Here is an 18,434-nt window from a genome sequence, read left to right as displayed (position 1 = left end):
ATCTTATACCAAAGCTCGCCTCCCTTGTCGCAGCACGCTCTTGAGCGCTCCGGCTATTTTCCAGTCAGCGCACAGTCCGCCAAACTGCCAACTTTGTCAGCACTGCCACCGGATCTGCCCCGCTTACCTCACGCCCATGGATGCGCTGCTGGATCTGATGGCTGAAGGTCGGCGAACCGTGCCAGGAGACACGACCTCGGCGCATGACGATCTCTATGATTAACACGGACTACCGCGATGATCGCTATCGATATGTCGGTGGTCCTGGCCATGGCCTTGCGCGAACCGGAAACCGATCAGTTCCAGCGGTTGGTGCGTCGCGATGCTGTCATTATCGGCTGGCCAACGCTATGGGAATTGCGAATGGTTCTCACCGGCAAAGGCTTTCTGAATGGAGCCGCCATTGTCGGTCAACTCGTTGAATTGCCGAATGTGACGGCCGTTGCCTTCGATCAGATGCATTATCGCGCTGCAGAGCGAGCCTTTGAACGGTTCGGCAAGGGCCGTCATCCAGCCGGTCTGGACATGGGGGACTGTTTTTCCTACGCTGTCGTGGCCGTCAAGAAAGCACCGCTTCTGTTCAAGGGACAGGATTTCGGAAAAATCGATCTCAAACTGCACCCTGAATCGTCGACGGCATAACCATGATCGCGGATGCCTCCATCGAACGGCGCGCCGAAACACTCGATGTGATCGCAGCCGTTCTGCCAATGAACCGCCGCAACTTGCTGGCCGGGATTTTGACGGAACAGGATGTTGAGACGCTGCGTCATCTGGTCAATGAAGGCATGGGCGAAAACACGCTCCGCGCGCTTACCTCGGATCTGGCCTATCTCGAAGCCTGGTCGATGGCCGCAACCGGTAGCCCCTCCCCTTTCCCGCGCCGGAAGCCCTGTTGCTGAAATTCGTCGCGCATCATTTGTGGCGGCCACAGCAACGCGAGGTCGAGCCCGGTCACGGCATGCCGGTCGGCGTGGAAGATGAATTGCGCCGACAAGGCTTTTTGCGCGTATCCGGACCGCATGCACTGACAACCGTCCACCGTCGTCTTGCCAATTGGTCGACGCTGACCCGCTGGCGCTGCCTGGAGGGAGCGTTCTCGTCCCCGGCCGTTAAATCGGCCATCCGGTTTGCGGTGTGCGCCCTGAACCGGCCACGCAGTCACAAGAGTGCCAATGCCATTACCAGCGACATTTTGGGCAAGCTGCTGGCAACCTGCTCCGGCGAGGATCTCACCGCCTTGCGGGATCGGGCTATCCTGATGGTAGCTTTTGCCTCGGGCGGGCGCAGGCGCAGCGAAATAGCCGGCCTGCGCGTAGAACAGCTGGTCAAACAGGCGCCTGTCACTGACGAGGACGGTTCCCCCCCTCCCCTCTCTCGGCATCCATCTCGGTCGGACCAAAGCCAGTGGCGCCGATCACGATGAAACCGTCTATCTGACAGGGCGGCCCATCGAAGCCCTCACCCGCTGGCTGGAGGCAGGCAGGATCGACAAGGGCAACGTGTTTCGAAAAGTCGATCGCTGGGGCAATGTTTCGGCGCGGGCATTGGAACCGAACGCCATCAACCGGATCGTCAAGCAGCGCGCGCAAATGGCAGGGCTTAAGCCGGAGGAGTTTTCCGCCCACGGCCTGCGCTCCGGCTATCTCACCGAAGCCGCAAATCGCGGCATTCCGCTCCCCGAAGCCATGGAACAGTCCCGGCATTGCTCCGTGCAACAGGCGTCCAGCTATTACAACAATGCCAAGCGGCGAAGTGGGCGCGCATCGCGGCTGCATTGACACCCGAATGCACCATAGCAAGATTGATTTGCGGATGTCGGAAGTTAGGTTGTTATCGTTCTGGCAGGCTTCCAGAAGTCGATCCCAAACGCCAAAAAGATGACATCGAACAAACCGATTGTGCTGGTCATGGGACTTCCCAAGTAAGAAACTATCCAGAAGACCTTTCTAATGACCACCATTTCCTGCAAGTCCAATTCCAGCAATCAGCGCGCCCCATACCTTCAGGCGCAGGCCAACAGCCTTTATAACGCCTGTGGCCGCAATGAGGTGTCCTGTAAATCCACCAAGATTGTTGGTATAGGTTTGAACAATGCAACCGGTGCCGTCGAGCATGATCTTCTCTTGTTCTTTATGCTCAAGCTCAAGGTAAACAAGTAGCGATCCGCGTGGCGCTCGCGCATTAAGTTCAACCAGTCTTCCTCCCGGCACGATCTGACCTGTTGAGATCGCGGGCTGGATGTGGACGACTCGTGCAGGCAGAACTGTATTGCTGAAGGACAATCCAATATTGCTGTCACAAGCGATTTCTGCAGGCATTCCCTCATAGATTGTCGTGCGCGTCACTTGCGAAAAGCCCGCTGTAATCCTGAGCGGCAGATCGTCGGGACGGTCGGGAATGATCACCATCGCTGGACTCAATATGAGAGTTGACGCGGGACTTCCTACGCTCAAGGATAATTGGGTTACGACACCGTCGGTGAACGAGCGAACCTCAGTCATGCTTAGCGCGACCCTGGCGCTTTCGACTGCCGTCTCGGTAACTTTGCGTTGCGCGGGAAGCGATTGAGAGATTTCCAATTGTGCCAGGCTCAGCTGGGCCTGTGCCGCGGCCAGATCTGCCTCGCCAATCTGGAAAGCCGATTCTGCTATGCGTACAGTATCCTTCGTGCCGGCATTTCTGGCGAACAAGGCCTGCGCGTTCTTGAGATCACCTCTCAGCTTTTCAAGCGAAGCGCCCGACTCGACCACGCTTGCCTGCGCAACCTTCAAGGCATCAATTGCTTTCGATTCTGCGGCAGCAATTCGATCTAACTCAGCTTCGGCTTGCTTCAGCGTCGCTTTCTGGGCGCTGTTTTCAATCCGAAAGAGTAGGTCACCGGCGGAAACCTTCTGCCAGTTTTGTACGGCGATTTCGGTTACGGGACCACTGGTTTGCGCCACGATTGACGCGGTACGGAACGGTACCAGGCCAGAGTATGACTTAGGGTGGAAGTAGAAGATCACGACGAAAAGAAAAAAGGCGAGGACGGCCCACAGGAACACCGCGGTCCGCATGTTCCATACCGTCATGGATTCGCCACGACGTCTCAATTGGTAGTAACGGATAATGACCGGAAATGAAGTGAAGAGAAGCTCAAGCATTATTGGGACCCTCTGGTCTGGCGGGGCCTATGGCGGCAACTTCATCCGTCGATTCCGGTGGGACTACATTTGGCGAAGCAGTGGCTTCGGGCGCGACTTCGTGAATACTCGGCAAATGGAAGCGCGACCAGTCCGCCAACAAGGCAAGAAGGATCGCAGTTAACGGAAGGAAAACGTGGAAATGCTCAAGCGGAAAGATCTCGTAGAGTAGGGCAATCGTCAACAATGTCGGGATTGTCTTAGCCAGGGGGGTACCTTTCGACCTGTGCTCAGCCCAGCGATCGAACACTGCATAAAGCGTCACAATCCCATAGAGAGCGAGGCATATCAGCGTCAAAGCCACCCACGCCAGCATGTCCGTATCACCCGGAGCAGTGAACCAGGATGGACTGGCATGTCCAAGGCCACCTTCAATCTCCATGAATTACCCCCAGTATACAATTGCCGGAATTATCATCGAGTAGCAGGACAACAATTACAATACTAAGATTGGCTTTGAAAGTCGCGATCGAGTTTTTCTATCGACTGGTGCGGAATATTTCCCAAGCCACGGCGATACTTTTTAGGTATCTGCCTGGGTTACAAGAGCCAAAAGGTAATTTCATGCGCTTTAAGCAACAGTCGGGGAGCATCTCCTTGTCGAGAATACGAATGATTAGCCATTCTTGACTATTCGACAATCTCAGTCGGCACAGTTTTTCAAGGCTGCTTTGAAGTCAGGCAATCTGGTTCATTTGTCTAAAGCTTCTCCCATGCGCTAGTATCTGGATACCTGCTGCAACAGACCTTTATCGGGAGGATGCCACGCCAAACGTTGTCGATAGCCGTCTCGTCAATGCTTTCTTTGACAATGGAAGTTTGTCGGAAAGCAATCTTTTGCCGGATACGATCTCTGGTCAGATTGATGAGGGTCGTCGTAAGCAGGATGGATTGTGGGTTGGGGGCAAGTGCGAACTGACAGCCGTCACTCTGAGTTTCCGCCCGAACGACATGAACCGGGCATTGCATGCTCGTCCTGACGAATTGAGTGTTGAAATACCGTTGGAGAACATTATCGGAATTTCGGTTCAACGAAGACTGATCACAGACGCCATAACCGTCAGATTTGTTACGGCTGTTCTGAAAATCCGATGCTTAAGGCCAAATTCTTTACTACGGCTATCGAGGCTGCGCGACTGGCCGTGCATGAACAGGCCGTCAAAACGGAGCAAGGACAGCCCAGTCGATCGGAACACGATTAGGAGGGCCAGACCGGAAGAGTGCTCACAACGGTGCCCCCTCCCCTTGTTGACAAAAGAAAAGCCGTTGAGTTTCTGAAACACCCACCAACGCGGAGATGGCACTCATCAGGGTGCGGCCAAAACGCAGACCACTACCTATGCTCTCGAAGCAATAATCGAAGAAAGCCTTCTTGAGGATTTTCAGGTATAGGGAAAGTATGGCAAGAGGAACTGTGGCCTTTTAGTTGGCGAGTAGAAAACGGACGGACGCCATGGCATTGTCGCGGCTATGACAGATCAACCCGATTTGCACTTTAGCGGCTTTTCGCTTTGGATTGGTGGACGCCAGTTCCCGGATGCGTTGGACTTCTGGGATGGAAATTGGCTGAGGGTTCGCGCGCGCATGGAGGCTATCGGCGCACATGTCGAATGTGCGGGGCCAATCCTGATGACTACGGACATCAGAAAATTCCGCGATCAACTAGATATAATGGCGACCTCATTGGCAGGCGAAGCCACGCTCAAGGGCTTGGAACCGGGAATCAATGTCGTTCTGACAATGCAAAAGTTGGGTCATGTTGAAGCGGTGATTGAAATTACTGCTGATCACGTCAACCAATATCATCGTTTCATCGCGGAGGGAGACCAGTCCTACCTGCCCGGACTTATCCGTTCATGCGATGCCATTCTTCGCAAGTTTTCTGTCATCGGAAAGGAGAGTGTCTGATCGAAAGGCAGTCAGGCAGTTTTTAGCTATTGCGAGCTGAAACGGCCGGGTTGAAGTGGGAAACGGTCAGTCGGCTTGCAGGCAGGGAGGGTAGAAGCGGCATGTAGTGCCGCAAAAATCTGTCGTGTAAGTCGGACTTTCACGCCCGGCTATCGCGACAGGAGTTCCCGTGAGAATTCAAAGTTAGTGCGTCCCGATGCAAAATTCAGGATTTCCGAGACAAGTTAGCCGCATACCGCACGGAGTTCAGCGATCATGCCGGTGAGAGATCCATCAGATCCCGGGATCAAACACCTAGTTTTGCGGCGAACGGAGCAGGCAGAACTCTTCGCCCCGGAAGCGAAGTGCAACATAGCTGCATTGGTTCATATGATCGATCAAACAGGCTTGCTCCGGCGTTGCCATTTCTTCCATCGTACAGCGCTCTTCCGCACATGTCTGACTATAAATCTGACCGGTGGGAACATACGCCACGAAAAGCGAGGTCTTCGGCCCTCCCGGGTTGAGGGTTTCATATGCGGCTGTCAACCTCTCGAAAGTCGCACGATCCTGCCCCACAGGGCTAAGGTCGATCCCCATCTCGCCAACCTCGCCGACCATTGTCATGTAGCGCAGATGTTCTGATTCGGAACAATCAAGTCGACCGGCCTTCGCAGGGATCGAAAGCGTCAAGACAATGGCACCGAGGATAACCGCCATCTTCTGCATCATTTCTCTTTCCGTCAGTGCTTGAAGGCCGTGTAAAATCTTGGTTTGCTGTCAATTTCCTGTCTATCTTGCCGCGTCAACCCCAAAAATCTGCGACAATTCTAGCCATCCTAGCGTCCGCTGCAAAGAAAGCCATTCATAACGACAAAGGGGCGCAATGAGGTTCAAATGCCGGCCAAAGCGCTTGATCCAGAGACGAACCGATCCCCTGCTCACGATAGCATCGCGTTCAGCAGGAAGGTCCTCTCCATCGGCCGTACTCAGAGCAAATCGATGATAGGCCCACACGGCTTAGGCGACAACTTCACGCGGAAAACGAAACCCCTTCAAACGAGGGAAAGTGCTCCGTAAATTCATGCCGCCTCGATAGAAAAAACGCCGCAGTCAAACAACTTGGTAATATCAGTTGCCTTATTAGGACCTAGCCGTTGAAACCGCTGATGTGCGGTCTGGTCTTCGCTCAACCTTTACGGCAGATCGAAGGGCTGATGGCTTCGCTGTTTGCGTTGATGGGCGTCGATCTGCCGGTGCCTGATCATACGACCCTGAGCCGACGCTGTGGTCCGTTGCAGACCTCCAGAAAATGGCGCGATGACAAGGACAAGGTTCCTGGGTCCAGAATGCCCTTGCAGATTGTTATCGATAGCACCGGCCTGAAAATCCATGAGGCCGGTCAAGGGCTTGAAGAAAGACACGGGGTGACGTCGCGCTGGCATGCGATGTGCACAACCCCATACTTGCGACTGCATGCCCAAATTGTGTCCGCGTGACAGCGACAACACCATAAGAAAGGCATCAAAGGCCGGAATCAGACCACTGGCAAGTTCATGAATCGAGTGGATTTTTCGAATTTGACATTTGAAACAGCGTTTCAGTTGGTCGAGATTCAAACGTCAGATTCAATCCACTAGGCGGAATGTTGCTGGACGCTCAGCCCGCCGTCGATGGTTAGGCAAGTCGCGTTCATGAAAGGACATTCGTCCGAAATCATGAATACCGCCGCCATGGCGATTTCATGCGGTGAGGCGATCCGCCCGCCCGGATGCAACGCCATTGTTTCTGCGCGCGCCACCACGGGATCAGAAAAACTGTTCCAATAGTCGACATTCTTCTGGGTCTCGACATAACCTGGAGCAATAGCGTTTACCCGAACCTGCCGGGGTGCATATTCCAGTCCCAGCGCCTTGGTCATTCCCATCAGCGCATGTTTCGCGAGCGGATATGGAAATGTGTGCGGGATGATAGTGAAGGCATGGGTCGAGGCTATGTTGAGAATAACCCCGCCGCCCTGCTCTATCAGACCCGGCAGAACAGCCTTGCTGCAATTCCATGCGCCCTTGAGATTGACGTCGAAGCAACGGTTCCATTCGTCGTCGCTCGTTTCCAGTGGCTTTGCAAAGACGTTGATGCCGGCATTATTGACCAGCGCGTTGACGGGTCCGATCTCATCGTTTGCCTGCGCGACGGCTGTGAAGATGGCGGCAGCATCTGAAATATCCGCCTTCGCAAAACCGAGCACTGCCCCCTGCTCGCGCAAGGCAATGGCTTCGCGCTCAAGGCGCTCCAAGTCCATGTCGATGAGGAAGAGCCGCGCATCTTCCTTCGCAAAAGCCTGTGCGATCGCAAGACCGATGCCTTGCGCCGCGCCGGTGACAAATATCCGTTTTCCGACAAGCCGGTCCGCCATATCCCTATTCTCCCCTTATACCAACGCGCTGAGATGCTAACGCATCACGCCTTGAAAATGCTCAATTGCCGCAATGGCTTAACTAATACCGAATGTGTCAGGCTCATCGAGTTTTGGTATTACCATTCCGCGACGCTACCGTCGGCGTGGCGCCAGACGGGATTGCGCCAGTCATGACCGATCCTGGCCCGCTCCCTGACATAATCCTCGTCGATCTCAATGCCCAAGCCCGGTCCTGGCGGGATGGCGACGTAACCGTCGCGATATTCGAAAACCTCGCGATTGGTAATGTAGTCGAGAATGTCATTGCTCTCATTGTAGTGAATGTTCAGGCTCTGCTCCTGAATAAAGGCGTTGTAGCTCACCGCATCCACCTGCAAGCAAGAGGCAAGCGCGATTGGCCCCAATGGACAATGCGGTGCCAGTGCCACGTCATAGGCTTCAGCCATCGCCGCAATTTTACGACATTCGGTGATACCGCCTGCATGAGACAGATCCGGCTGGATTATATCGACATAACCGCGCGACAGGATCGACTTGAAATCCCAGCGCGAATAAAGCCGCTCGCCCAGAGCAATCGGGGTCGATGTATGATTGGCGATTTCAACCAATGCCTCTACATTTTCAGACAGCACCGGCTCTTCGATAAACATCAGTTTGAACTGGTCCAGTTCGCGAGCAAGAACCTTTGCCATCGGGCGATGGACGCGCCCGTGGAAATCAGCGCCGATACCCACATGCGGTCCGACTGCCGCGCGCACAGCACCAATCGTTTCAACAATGGCGTCGATCCTGGCGTGGCTGTCCACGATCTGGAGTTCCTGGGCGCCATTCATCTTCAGCGCTGTAAACCCGCGATCCACCATCTCCCGCGCATTGGCTGCTACATCGGATGGACGGTCGCCTCCAACCCAGGAATAGACTTTGATACGATCCCGGCACTGGCCTCCCAGCAGTTCGTGCACCGGCACACCGAGCGCCTTGCCCTTGATGTCCCACAGTGCCTGATCGATACCTGCAATGGCGCTCATCAAAATGGGTCCGCCACGGTAGAAACCGCCGCGATACATGACATTCCAATGGTCCTCGATCCGTCGCGGGTCCTTGCCGACGAGATATTCGGACAATTCGTGCACTGCGGCTTCAACAGTCCGCGCGCGACCTTCGATAACTGGCTCGCCCCAGCCGGAAATCCCTTCATCAGTCTCGATCTTCAAAAACAGCCAGCGTGGCGGAACAATATAGGTCGTCAGTTTGGTTATTTTCATCTGGATCGCTCACTTCTGGAGGACTTGGGAAGAGTTTCGACGGCAAGGCGGATTGTTCCACCCAGAGATTCACCCGGAGCAAGAATACGCAAACCGCCAAGATCAGGACGGTGATGCCCGTTAGCCTTGTGAGTCATCGGCTCAAGGCAAAAGAAATCGGGCATGGCCGTTGCGGAATTTGCCGCATAGGGCAGATACACAAACGCATGGGCGAAAACCGGGTCGCAGCGCATCTCCAGCGCAAGCCCCGTTTCCGGCCAGAAAATGCGCGCCATTCCTTCCAGACCTGAAAACCCGTTATTGATCCATCGACCCGGTAGCGGGCGCGGCTCTCGAAAATCGAGAGGGACCCTCAACGCCAGCTCGTCGCCCGGCAGCGAACCTTCTGCTTCTTCGTGAAAACTCTTCGCCTGAAATTCGAGCAAAGTATCGGGTCGCAACGGAAAATACGGATGCCAGCCCAGGCCGAAAGGCAGGGCATGCGCGCCCTCGTTGACAACGGACAGGTGCAGGCTCAGGCCCTGCTCGTCGACGCGAAATACCTGTCGGGCGGTATAGTCATAAGGATTGTCGCCTTTGCTATGGTGACGGTAGCTCAGCGTCAGCGCATTTTCCGACTGCTCCGCCACATTCCAGAGTGCCAGCCAGCCATCCCCATGCAGGTAAAGGGGATCACGCGGGCTGTTGGCTGGAAGATGATAGGTACGGCCATCAAACACGAAACCGTTGCCGCCAAGCCGGTTTCCGAACGGAACCAGAGGAAATCCTGCACCATCTCCCGGCCCTGGTTGGTTGTGTGTTGTAGACCGCAACAATGCAGTCTGTGAGCCGTCCTCCTGTCGCCACCACAGTCCCAGCATGAAGCCGCCTTGCGCGGAGATGCTGGCCGACAGCTTGTTTGAACTGATGTGCAAAGCCATGGGAGCCTCTGTATCAACGCACCGAACTGGAGCATTCCAGATTAGGACGGAACCGCCTCGCATTTTCTAGAGGCGGGTTAGAGCATAATCCGACCGGAATGAAACGAGGATCGACAAGATTATGTTTCAAATAAAAGAGGTTAGAGCGCCGATCTGATTCAATCAGATCGAAACGCGCTCTAAGCCGCACCAAAAACCCGATCATAAGCCGCGATGGTGCGGCGTGCGTTGTCCCTGACGGTCTCAACCGTGTCTCCAGGTCGATAAAGGCTGGTGCCGAGACCGAAGGTTCGAACTCCTACCTTGGCATAATCGGCAAAACTCGCATCGGAAACACCGCCAACGGCACCCACTACCGCATCTGCCGGGAGGATGGTCTTGATCGCTGCGACGCCGGACGGTCCGAGCGCTCCAGCCGGAAAGAACTTTAACGCAGATGCACCGCTTTTCAGTGCGAGAAGCGCTTCCGAGGCTGTGTAGCATCCGGGCATGGAATAGAGCCCACGTGCAGCCGCAGCCTTGATGACCTCCGGATCCGTGTTGGGACTGACCATGATGCGGCCGCCGAGATCGGCCAGCTTTGCGACATCATCCACAGTCAAGACGGTACCGGCGCCGATCAACGCCTTGTCGCCGAACAGTTTCACCGCCTGCCCGATGGAGGCCCATGGCTGCGGAGAATTCAGCGGGATTTCGATCGCCTCAAAGCCTTCTTCCAGCAGAACCGCAAGGATGGCTTCCACCTCTTCGTTACGAATGCCGCGGATAATCGCCACAAGCGAGCGTTGCAGCGACGGCCAGACAGGTTTGGTATTCATCTCATACTCCAGACTGGGAATGGATTAAGCGAGCAGCAGCCAGCAATCCTGCTCTCACGACTTTCTCGCCATCGAAGAGTTGAACGCTGAAGCCGGCCTGCTCCATTACGGGCTGATAAAGCCGGTTCAACCGCTCGGATGCGACCAATCCCGCTTCACCAGCACCGTAAATGCGCAACGTTGTGCCGACTTCCGCGCCGATCAGAACGCCTGACAAATGAGCAGCGCCATCGGTGTGCTGTTCAAAATTCAAAAGCTGACTGGCGCGAATCTGGAACAGCATGGCGAGAGCCTGTTCCGGCGCTGCCAAGCTGCGCTCGACGGCTTGGGCGAATGCCGCCGTCCGGGCGTCAAAATCGCTGGCAGGATCGACAGCGTGCTTGAGGATCGAATGTTGCGACAGCACCGCAAACAGTTCACCCGTCATGAAACTGGTGAAGCCCGTCACCTGCCCGCCGGCAATATTGACCCATTTGCAATGGGTGCCCGGCATACACACAAGCCCGTCGGGCAAGGTTTCAACGACGCCGGCAAGTTGCGTTTCCTCGCCGCGCATCACATTGGCGGCATCGCTTCGATTTTGCGCGATGCCGGGGATGATGCGGATATCACGTCCGGTGCCCGATACCTGAACCGCTTTCTCAACCAGCCGGTCCAGCCGCGCGGGAACGGACAGATAGGGTACTTCCACCCAGCCCTGACGCGCGCCTGCCATCCCGCTGATGAGGACAGGCAGATCGGTGGGAGCACCGAGCTGGTGGAGATGTCGTTCCAGAACAGCGGCAAACCCGGTTTCCGCTGCCTTCGTCATGCCTTCATCGCTTTTGCTTTCGCCCAGCACCGCACCATCCTGATTAACCAGCCAGAGCCGGAAACTTGAGGTGCCCCAATCAACCAGAGCATAAAACATATCATTCACCACCATCTGCCGTCGTCAGCTTCTGAATGCGATCGTTGAGGAACGCAGATTGTCGAGCAGCACCGCCAGCAGCAGAATGAAACCGCGCACGACATACTGGTAGAATGCCTGGATGTTCAGCAGATTCATCACATTTTCTGCAATACCCATGATGAGCACGCCCACAATCACGCCCGTCATGGCGGCGCGTCCGCCAGCCAGCGACACACCGCCCAGTACGCATGCCGAAATGACGGAAAGCTCAAGACCTGTCGCTGCATTGGGCTGACCGGAGGTAATGCGCGATGCCAGCAGGATACCTGCGACAGCGCAGATCAGCCCTTGCAGTGCGAAGATCCATACCCGCATTCCGACAACATTGACGCCCGCCAGCCGCGACGCTTCCGGGTTGCCGCCAATAGCCAGCGTATTCTTGCCAAAGACAGTGCGGTTCAGGACGAAGCCGAACACGATGAACAAAGCGACCATCACCCAGATCGGTGTCGGCACGCCAAGAAACTTTGAAAGCGCCAACTGATAGAAGGCGGGATCGTTGATACCTACAGCACGACCATCCGAGGAAATCAGTGCCAGACCACGGACAATCTGCATGGTGGCGAGCGTAGCGATCAACGCGTTGACTTTGAACCGCGCGATGACGACACCGTTGAAGAGCCCGACAACAAAACCGGCCGCCAAAGCGGCCAGCAGACCGATGAGAATGGAACCGCTGACATTGGAAGCCATCACGGCAATCATGCCCGTAAAGGCCACGTTTGAGCCGACCGAAAGGTCGAAATCCCGCGAAGCCAGGCAAAGCATCATCGTGCAGGCCACGATGCCGATTGTTACGACCGATTGCAGCAGCCCCAGCATATTGCGCTCGGTAAGGAAATTGGGAACCGTCAGCGCCACGACTGCAAAAGCGATGGCAAAAATCACCACCAGCCCCTGTTCACCGAGAAGGAGTTTTTTCAAAGCGGTCATCGTGATGCAACCTTCTGACTGTCAAATTGGATGGATGCCGTGCGATCCGGTAAGGCCGCGGCAAGAATGGTGCGCTCGTCAAAACCGGCGCGATCTACGGAAGCGGCAATGCGGCCTTCGCACATGACGAGAATACGGTCCGAAATACCCATCACTTCGGGCAATTCACTCGAAACAACGACAATCGCCATACCGCTTTCGGCAAGACCATAGAGAATTTCATAAATCTCGGCTTTTGCGCCAACATCGATGCCGCGTGTCGGCTCGTCGATCATCAGAACCTTGACGTTCTGCTCCGAAAGCCAGCGTCCGAGAATAACCTTCTGCTGGTTGCCGCCCGACAGATGGACGATATCCTGTTTGCGTGACGGCGTGCGCACACGCAGCTGCTTGATACTCTTCTCAGCAATATCTGCTTCCTTGCTCGGGCTGATCAGTCCCATCGGGGAAAAATGCCGGCGTGTCGAAATGGCGATGTTTTCTTCAATGGATCGCCCCTGCAGGATGCCGTCCGCCTTGCGATCTTCCGGGCACAGCATAATGCCCGCCTCGATCGACTTGCGCGGACTGTTGGCTGAAACCTTTATGCCGTCAACTTCAACACTACCGCTCTGGCGGCTGTCGGCACCGTAAAGCAGTCGCAGCATTTCGGAGCGCCCGGCGCCAATAAGGCCGAACAGGCCAAGGATTTCACCACTGCGCACCTCGAAGCTGGCCGGATCGGGCAATTCGGGTCCACTCAGATTTTCGACCCGCAGCCGCACCTGATCCTTGATCGGCCGACCCCGCCAGCCCCAGATATCGGAAATCTCTCGTCCCACCATTTCCGCGATCACCTGATCGCGTGTGACACCCTCAAGACTGCTGTGATGGGCCGCAAGCTTGCCATCGCGCAACACGGTGAGGCTGTTGCAGAGGTCAAAGACCTCATCCAGCCGGTGAGAGACATAAAGGATCACTTTACCTTCGGCCTTGAGCCGACGGATCAGCTTGAACAGAATTTCACTTTCTCGCGAAGACAGTGATGAAGTTGGTTCGTCCAGTGCAATCACGCGTGCATCGACCATGATTGCCTTTGCTATCTCCACCATCTGGCGTTCGCCGATGGAAAGCCGCGCCACCTTGATCGAAGGATCAATGTCCAGGCCGATATCAGCAAGCTTTCTGGTAACCTCATCGGTCAACTGACGGGAATTGATAACGCCACCCTGATTGGGAAAACGGCCAAGCCAGAGGTTTTCGGCGACTGTCAGCTCAGGCACGAGCTGCAGCTCCTGATGGACGACCACCACGCCTGCCTGGAAGGCATCGCGAACGGACGCGTATTTCTGCTCGGTCCCATCAATGGAAATCGTGCCGCTATTTGCGGACTGATCGCCGGAAAGGATACGGATCAGCGTGGATTTTCCCGCGCCATTTTCCCCCATCAAGCCGTGGACGCTGCCTTTAGCCACCGTGAAGGAAACATCGGAAAGCGCGTGCACACCCGGATAGGATTTCGAGATATGGCTGAACGCCAGAAAGCTATCCATGACATCTCCGGAGATTGGTATCGCATATAGTAAAGAAGGGACGCGGCCGCATGAAGTTTCAACGACCGCGTCGGAAAGAGGCTGCTCGACTTACTCGATGCCGAGATCTTTTCTCACCTGCTCGTAATTATCGCGCAGGGCAAGTTCACCAGTGGTGAGGATCAGCTTTTCCGGTTCCTTTTCATTGGCAACCCACTCAAACATGTTGAGTGCGGTTTCATAACCATGACGCTTCGGCGAGATGATAACCGTGCCGTAGAAACCGGTCGGGCTGGGCTTCTTGAACTCGTTGATGGCCGAATCCGATCCACCAATGCCCACAGCAATGACATTATCCGACGAAATACCGACGCTTTCGGTGGCGCGCACAGCCCCCAGAACCGCCTCGTCGTTGAGGCCGACAGCGACCCAGTATTTGATTTTCGGGTTCTTGTTCAGCACGACGGTCGATGCATTAAGAGCCGCTTCCGTATCCGTCTTGGCCTGCGGTGCATCGAAAACATTGCCTTCAGGCAAGCCAGCGGCCTTCATCGCCGAAAGCGCGCCTTCGACGCGATCGACAGCAGTCGGCAACTGGTCGTAGGAAACGCGGACTGCACCGACATCCTTCCAATCCCAGCCACGCTTCTTCACTTCGTCGCTGATGGCCTGACCGACAGCTTCACCGATCTTGGTGGCGGAAATGCCCATGTGGGGCACATCTTCGAGCGGCTGGCCATCGGCACCGACAAGACGGTCATCAACCGTCATCAGCTTCAGATCGTTGGCAGCAGCTTTCGCCACGATGCCAGGCCCAAGCTTGACGTCAGGCGTGCAAATAATCACGCCCTGCGCGCCTTGCGCACCGAGATTGTCAAGCGCGGCCTGAACCTTTTCGCCGTCCTGCGCGGCAATCTTGACGAGGGTGAACCCTTTTTCCTTCGCCGCGATATCGGCGAATTTCCATTCGTCCTGAAACCACGGTTCTTCCGGCTGCTTCACGACGAAGCCGATCTTCACGTCCGCGGCCATTGCCGAGGTTACGGTGACGAATGCAACAGTTCCGGCCACGAGCGCAGCCTTAAACAAACTCATGATGACCTCCCATAAAACTTGCCCGCCACTCCTCGACGGTTGCAGATTCGTAGCTTCATTGATCCTATCCGTCAACTGTCTAGTATGATGAATTATTTCTGTTGTAATATCTATATATACGTATAATCATACACGAAACATGATCGACAGGTGCGTGGCGTTGTGGTGGATTGAACCGTCGATTTCAGGTAATGCGCCAGAAGCAGCGATTTGCGCACTGTTTTACCAGTAAGCGCCATCACCGCAGCTTTGCATGGAGGTTGAGAGTGACAACAGTATTATCGAACCAAGCGGCGCTAGGCTCCCCATCTGCAGCAGCGCGCCCGCGCGTGAAGAGCAACGTCATTTCAGCGCTTGCTCTCGATATTTGCTCCGATACCTTCGCGCCAGGCAGTTTTCTGCCGCGCGAGAACGACCTTTGTGCACGCTATAGCGTGAGCCGGACAGTCATCCGCGAAGCACTGAAAGTATTGGAGTCCAAGGGCCTGGTTCGCGGACGCTCCCGTGTCGGTACTGTTGTTTGCGAGCACGACGAATGGAACATTCTGGACCCCCAAGTCATAGAATGGCTCGGGGATCGGGTTGTTGAATTCAACCTGCTCGATTGTGTGCTGGAAGCAAGGCGTTGCATTGAACCGGCAGCCGTCGTTCTCGCCGCAAAAAAGGCTACCACCCAAGAAATTGCGGATATCGAGAAAGCCTGGCAAATGATGCGAGACGCTGAGAACGATATTGGAAGCTTCACGGAAGCTGACGTGCTTTTTCATTCCTGCTTGCTCAAAGCCAGCCACAACCAGGTTTTCCGTCAGCTCTCGCATACGATCAGCGCAGCTCTCAAATACTCGCTTCAAACATCGAACGAGATTGCAGATACACGCGACGATGCCATCGCCGCTCACGGCAATCTGGTCGAGGCGTTGCGGATGCGGGATGTGGGCAAAGCAATCGAAGCCATCGAGCTGGTGCTCGACATGGCTGAAAAAGATCTGGATCAGGCGAAAGTCACGGCATCGTAAACTCGGAGACACAATCATCCCGATCACATTCATAATTACCCGGCAAACGATTTTTCCGGATAATTGCATATCGCAATCATAATTTGCTTCTTGCGATCTCCATAAATGCTCTGATAAGCGCGCCTGAGCTTCGCTCATTCAGGCATATGGCAGCTTCGTCCATGAACATTTCACCAGAACTGATCTGGATTGCCTTCAACCGCATGTCTGCACTGAATTCAGCTTTGGAGACGAAGCCGACACCGGCACCGCTCGCAACGATTTCCCGCACGGCTTCGCGCCCTTCGGCTTCGATGACGGGCATCAGTTGAATACCCTTGCTTGCTGCTAGTTCCTCAAGCTTCTTGCGTGTCTTCGATCCCTGTTCGCGGAAGATCAGCGGCATTTTCGCAAGCTGCTCCAGAGTCAGGGCCTGCGCCTTGGATGCCGGATGATTGACCGATGCAAAGGCAATAATGGGCGATGAACTGAGTTTGTGTATCTCGAAATCCTGAGAATTCGGGACCTCTCCCAAGATACCTATATCAGCTTCATAACTATAAAGAGCCCTGACGACGGAATCGGTATTCCCCGTATTCACATTGATTTTCACATCCGGATAGCGTTCGCGGAACACACGCAAAATGCCCAGGAGATGGTGCGCCGCATCGGCAAAAATAGTCAGATTTCCAGTCCTGAATGCGCGCGACTCGGACAGCAGCTCATTTGCCTGTTTCTCTACCTCGAACAAACGATGGGTAATTTCGAGAAGCCTTTGACCCGATTCCGTGAGCGTGACTTGTTTCTTATGTCTATGAAAAAGCAGGATGTCATATTCGTCTTCGAGCTTGCGCACCTGATCGGAGATCGCAGGCTGCGTGAGATAAAGCGCTTCTGCCGCGCGGGAAAAGCCGCCGTAAATCGCCACATAATGAAAAGCACGCAACTGCACGTATCTCATCTCATGTCACCCTGCACGTAGAGCCATCATAATTTAAACTTATGGACTGATCTGAAAGAACGATTTTACAAATAGTCTGCCAAAACACACTTTATGTCCAGCCATTTCAAGCAAGTCTGATCGCGAGACTGCGTGGAGCCTGATTGGCACTCAAATGAAACGCTGGAACGGGAGGTTCAAGCACGATGGCGCTCTATGATATTGCTATTGTCGGCGGGGGCATTATCGGCCTCGCCCATGCTTACGCCGCAGCAGTTCGGGGCAAGAAAGTGATCGTGCTGGATCGGGATGCGCAGAGCAATGGCGCGTCGATCCGCAATTTCGGATTTGTAACGATAACCGGCCAGGCAGCGGGCGATTGCTGGACCAAAGCGCGGCGCACGCGTGAAATATGGGAAGATGTTGCCAATGCTGCCGGCATCGACATTCTCCAGCAAGGCATGTTGCTTGCCGCTCGACATGGCCCGGCAGAAACACTCATCGATGCATTTCTGAAAACGGATATGGGTTCGGAGTGCAAGAAGATTACGACAAAAGAGGCACAGCAACGCGTGCCGGACTTGCGACCAGAGGCCGCTCAGTTCGCTCTATCCAGTCCGCATGAGATCCGCGTCGAATCCCGTGAAGCCCTTCCCCGTCTGGCCTCTTTCCTGCGTGAAAAACTGGGTGTTGCATTTCGATGGAATGCCCATGTTCACGCGGTCGATGCGCCATCGATCCTGACAAGCAACGGAATTGTCGAAGCAGAAGTGGTAATAGTCTGTCCCGGCGACGATTTCACGGGGCTCTTTGCCGACCGGTTGCAGAAATATGAACCGACCCGCTGCAAATTGCAGATGCTGCGTATCGCTTCCCAAGCAAGCGCAAAATTCGAAGCAACGCTTCTCTCCGAGCTTTCACTTGCGCGTTCATCGGGCTATGCAGGGCTTCCAGGGCTAACCGAACTGCAACTGCAGTTGAACAGCGAGATGCCCGACCAGCGCATGAACGACATTCACTTGATCGTTGCACAATCGTCCGATGGTTCGCTGGTCGTTGGGGATAGTCACCATTACGCCAAGACCCCCGATCCTTTTGGCTCAACCGCAGTGGAGGAGTTCATGCTTGCAGAGCTCGACCGCGTGCTGGCGTTGCCGGGGCGCAGTGTTTCTACGCGCTGGGTCGGCACTTATGCATCCGCGCCCGGTCGCTGGCGGATCACGGATCAACCATCTGATGCAGTGCGGATCGTCGTCGTCACGAGCGGTTGCGGTGCTTCGACGTGTTTTGCGATTGCTGAAGAAACAATCGTCGGCCTGTTTGGCAGCCAAGTCGTCAATATGAAAAATTCTGTACCTCAACTGGTTTGACGGCGGTTTTAAGCAGATGAACGGTTCTTTGGTCCTTTTGCATCTGGCCGGTGCAGTTGCGCTTTTGCTTTGGGCGACGCGGATGGTGCGGACCGGGGTGGAGCGTGCCTATGGCGACCGGCTGCGCAGACGCCTGCGCAACCA

General features: G+C 55.1%; 17 protein-coding genes and 3 pseudogenes. 7 read left to right on the top strand and 13 right to left on the bottom strand.

Going from position 1 to position 18,434, the window contains the following annotated elements; translation table 11 throughout:
• Positions 1–40: 40 nt before the first annotated feature.
• From ACYSN1_RS21670 to ACYSN1_RS21660, 3 genes and pseudogenes are all read left to right on the top strand, one after another.
• Positions 41–223, top strand: a complete 183-nt coding sequence (locus ACYSN1_RS21670; protein WP_461727559.1) for a hypothetical protein — start codon at positions 41–43, stop codon at positions 221–223.
• A gap of 14 nt (positions 224–237) precedes the next feature.
• On the top strand, positions 238–642 hold the full coding sequence (locus tag ACYSN1_RS21665) for a type II toxin-antitoxin system VapC family toxin (protein WP_461727557.1): 405 nt from the start codon (positions 238–240) through the stop codon (positions 640–642).
• 2 nt (positions 643–644) lie between these two features.
• Positions 645–1,781 (top strand): annotated as a pseudogene (locus ACYSN1_RS21660) (tyrosine-type recombinase/integrase).
• A gap of 168 nt (positions 1,782–1,949) precedes the next feature.
• Here the strand turns inward: ACYSN1_RS21660 and ACYSN1_RS21655 are convergent.
• Together ACYSN1_RS21655 and ACYSN1_RS21650 are read right to left on the bottom strand one after the other, a co-directional pair.
• Entirely contained in the window at positions 1,950–3,146 is a 1,197-nt protein-coding gene (locus tag ACYSN1_RS21655) for an HlyD family secretion protein (RefSeq protein ID WP_461727556.1), read from the bottom strand.
• The gene (locus tag ACYSN1_RS21650; protein WP_192799333.1) at positions 3,139–3,567 is read right to left on the bottom strand and encodes a hypothetical protein; all 429 of its coding nucleotides are present in this window, start codon (positions 3,565–3,567) and stop codon (positions 3,139–3,141) included. The genes ACYSN1_RS21655 and ACYSN1_RS21650 overlap by 8 nt, the downstream gene beginning before the upstream one ends.
• A gap of 1,088 nt (positions 3,568–4,655) precedes the next feature.
• On the opposite strand from ACYSN1_RS21650, the gene ACYSN1_RS21645 reads away from it, so the two are divergent.
• Complete coding sequence (locus tag ACYSN1_RS21645; protein ID WP_461727555.1) at positions 4,656–5,093, top strand: WapI family immunity protein; 438 nt, start codon at positions 4,656–4,658, stop codon at positions 5,091–5,093.
• Between the two features lie 294 nt (positions 5,094–5,387).
• On the opposite strand, the gene ACYSN1_RS21640 is transcribed toward ACYSN1_RS21645, so the two are convergent.
• Both ACYSN1_RS21640 and ACYSN1_RS21635 read right to left on the bottom strand, forming a co-directional pair.
• The gene (locus ACYSN1_RS21640; RefSeq protein ID WP_461727554.1) at positions 5,388–5,804 is read right to left on the bottom strand and encodes a hypothetical protein; all 417 of its coding nucleotides are present in this window, start codon (positions 5,802–5,804) and stop codon (positions 5,388–5,390) included.
• Positions 5,805–5,975: 171 nt separating this feature from the next.
• A pseudogene (locus tag ACYSN1_RS21635) lies at positions 5,976–6,158 on the bottom strand (IS6 family transposase); the annotation flags it as partial.
• 61 nt (positions 6,159–6,219) lie between these two features.
• Between ACYSN1_RS21635 and ACYSN1_RS21630 the strand changes: the two are divergent.
• Positions 6,220–6,571: pseudogene (locus tag ACYSN1_RS21630) on the top strand (transposase); the annotation flags it as partial.
• A 137-nt stretch (positions 6,572–6,708) separates the two neighbouring features.
• Here ACYSN1_RS21630 and ACYSN1_RS21625 read toward each other — a convergent pair.
• From ACYSN1_RS21625 to ACYSN1_RS21590, 8 genes are all read right to left on the bottom strand, one after another.
• Entirely contained in the window at positions 6,709–7,488 is a 780-nt protein-coding gene (locus tag ACYSN1_RS21625) for an SDR family oxidoreductase (RefSeq protein WP_461727553.1), read from the bottom strand.
• Between the two features lie 119 nt (positions 7,489–7,607).
• Complete coding sequence (dgoD, locus tag ACYSN1_RS21620; protein ID WP_461727552.1) at positions 7,608–8,756, bottom strand: galactonate dehydratase; 1,149 nt, start codon at positions 8,754–8,756, stop codon at positions 7,608–7,610.
• Positions 8,753–9,676 carry an aldose 1-epimerase gene (locus tag ACYSN1_RS21615; RefSeq protein WP_461727551.1) on the bottom strand — a complete coding sequence of 308 codons (924 nt, stop codon included), beginning with the start codon at positions 9,674–9,676 and terminating at the stop codon, positions 8,753–8,755. The genes dgoD and ACYSN1_RS21615 overlap by 4 nt, the downstream gene beginning before the upstream one ends.
• 179 nt (positions 9,677–9,855) lie before the next feature.
• The gene (locus tag ACYSN1_RS21610; RefSeq protein ID WP_461727550.1) at positions 9,856–10,494 is read right to left on the bottom strand and encodes a 2-dehydro-3-deoxy-6-phosphogalactonate aldolase; all 639 of its coding nucleotides are present in this window, start codon (positions 10,492–10,494) and stop codon (positions 9,856–9,858) included.
• A 1-nt stretch (position 10,495) separates the two neighbouring features.
• Positions 10,496–11,404 (bottom strand): 2-dehydro-3-deoxygalactonokinase, encoded by a 909-nt coding sequence (locus tag ACYSN1_RS21605; protein ID WP_461727558.1) that lies wholly within the window; start codon positions 11,402–11,404, stop codon positions 10,496–10,498.
• Between the two features lie 24 nt (positions 11,405–11,428).
• Positions 11,429–12,379, bottom strand: a complete 951-nt coding sequence (gene araH, locus ACYSN1_RS21600) for an L-arabinose ABC transporter permease AraH (RefSeq protein WP_461727549.1) — start codon at positions 12,377–12,379, stop codon at positions 11,429–11,431.
• Positions 12,376–13,911, bottom strand: coding sequence for an L-arabinose ABC transporter ATP-binding protein AraG (gene araG, locus ACYSN1_RS21595; RefSeq protein WP_461727548.1), 1,536 nt, complete (start codon positions 13,909–13,911; stop codon positions 12,376–12,378). The genes araH and araG overlap by 4 nt, the downstream gene beginning before the upstream one ends.
• Positions 13,912–14,001: 90 nt before the next feature.
• On the bottom strand, positions 14,002–14,985 hold the full coding sequence (locus ACYSN1_RS21590; protein WP_461727547.1) for an arabinose ABC transporter substrate-binding protein: 984 nt from the start codon (positions 14,983–14,985) through the stop codon (positions 14,002–14,004).
• Positions 14,986–15,176: 191 nt separating this feature from the next.
• Here ACYSN1_RS21590 and ACYSN1_RS21585 point away from each other — a divergent pair, with 191 nt between their 5' ends.
• Positions 15,177–16,001, top strand: coding sequence for a FadR/GntR family transcriptional regulator (locus ACYSN1_RS21585; RefSeq protein WP_461727546.1), 825 nt, complete (start codon positions 15,177–15,179; stop codon positions 15,999–16,001).
• A 76-nt stretch (positions 16,002–16,077) separates the two neighbouring features.
• On the opposite strand, the gene ACYSN1_RS21580 is transcribed toward ACYSN1_RS21585, so the two are convergent.
• Complete coding sequence (locus tag ACYSN1_RS21580; RefSeq protein ID WP_461727545.1) at positions 16,078–16,941, bottom strand: LysR substrate-binding domain-containing protein; 864 nt, start codon at positions 16,939–16,941, stop codon at positions 16,078–16,080.
• 185 nt (positions 16,942–17,126) lie between these two features.
• Here ACYSN1_RS21580 and ACYSN1_RS21575 point away from each other — a divergent pair, with 185 nt between their 5' ends.
• Positions 17,127–18,290, top strand: a complete 1,164-nt coding sequence (locus ACYSN1_RS21575; RefSeq protein ID WP_461727544.1) for a TIGR03364 family FAD-dependent oxidoreductase — start codon at positions 17,127–17,129, stop codon at positions 18,288–18,290.
• Positions 18,291–18,434 lie beyond the last annotated feature (144 nt).

This window comes from Brucella sp. LJL56 (genome assembly GCF_054871705.1).
Note: the sequence above shows the minus strand (reverse complement) of the source record. Positions and strands in the feature narration are given on the sequence as shown.

Bases quoted from the DNA above. Each gene is read 5' to 3' on its own strand.
- ACYSN1_RS21665 (WP_461727557.1), top strand. From the start codon at position 238: ATGATCGCTATCGATATGTCGGTGGTCCTGGCCATGGCCTTGCGCGAA.
- ACYSN1_RS21655 (WP_461727556.1), bottom strand. From the start codon at position 3,146: ATGCTTGAGCTTCTCTTCACTTCATTTCCGGTCATTATCCGTTACTAC.
- ACYSN1_RS21650 (WP_192799333.1), bottom strand. From the start codon at position 3,567: ATGGAGATTGAAGGTGGCCTTGGACATGCCAGTCCATCCTGGTTCACT.
- ACYSN1_RS21645 (WP_461727555.1), top strand. From the start codon at position 4,656: ATGACAGATCAACCCGATTTGCACTTTAGCGGCTTTTCGCTTTGGATT.
- ACYSN1_RS21640 (WP_461727554.1), bottom strand. From the start codon at position 5,804: ATGATGCAGAAGATGGCGGTTATCCTCGGTGCCATTGTCTTGACGCTT.
- ACYSN1_RS21625 (WP_461727553.1), bottom strand. From the start codon at position 7,488: ATGGCGGACCGGCTTGTCGGAAAACGGATATTTGTCACCGGCGCGGCG.
- dgoD (WP_461727552.1), bottom strand. From the start codon at position 8,756: ATGAAAATAACCAAACTGACGACCTATATTGTTCCGCCACGCTGGCTG.
- ACYSN1_RS21615 (WP_461727551.1), bottom strand. From the start codon at position 9,676: ATGGCTTTGCACATCAGTTCAAACAAGCTGTCGGCCAGCATCTCCGCG.
- ACYSN1_RS21610 (WP_461727550.1), bottom strand. From the start codon at position 10,494: ATGAATACCAAACCTGTCTGGCCGTCGCTGCAACGCTCGCTTGTGGCG.
- ACYSN1_RS21605 (WP_461727558.1), bottom strand. From the start codon at position 11,404: ATGTTTTATGCTCTGGTTGATTGGGGCACCTCAAGTTTCCGGCTCTGG.
- araH (WP_461727549.1), bottom strand. From the start codon at position 12,379: ATGACCGCTTTGAAAAAACTCCTTCTCGGTGAACAGGGGCTGGTGGTG.
- araG (WP_461727548.1), bottom strand. From the start codon at position 13,911: ATGGATAGCTTTCTGGCGTTCAGCCATATCTCGAAATCCTATCCGGGT.
- ACYSN1_RS21590 (WP_461727547.1), bottom strand. From the start codon at position 14,985: ATGAGTTTGTTTAAGGCTGCGCTCGTGGCCGGAACTGTTGCATTCGTC.
- ACYSN1_RS21585 (WP_461727546.1), top strand. From the start codon at position 15,177: ATGCGCCAGAAGCAGCGATTTGCGCACTGTTTTACCAGTAAGCGCCAT.
- ACYSN1_RS21580 (WP_461727545.1), bottom strand. From the start codon at position 16,941: ATGAGATACGTGCAGTTGCGTGCTTTTCATTATGTGGCGATTTACGGC.
- ACYSN1_RS21575 (WP_461727544.1), top strand. From the start codon at position 17,127: ATGGCGCTCTATGATATTGCTATTGTCGGCGGGGGCATTATCGGCCTC.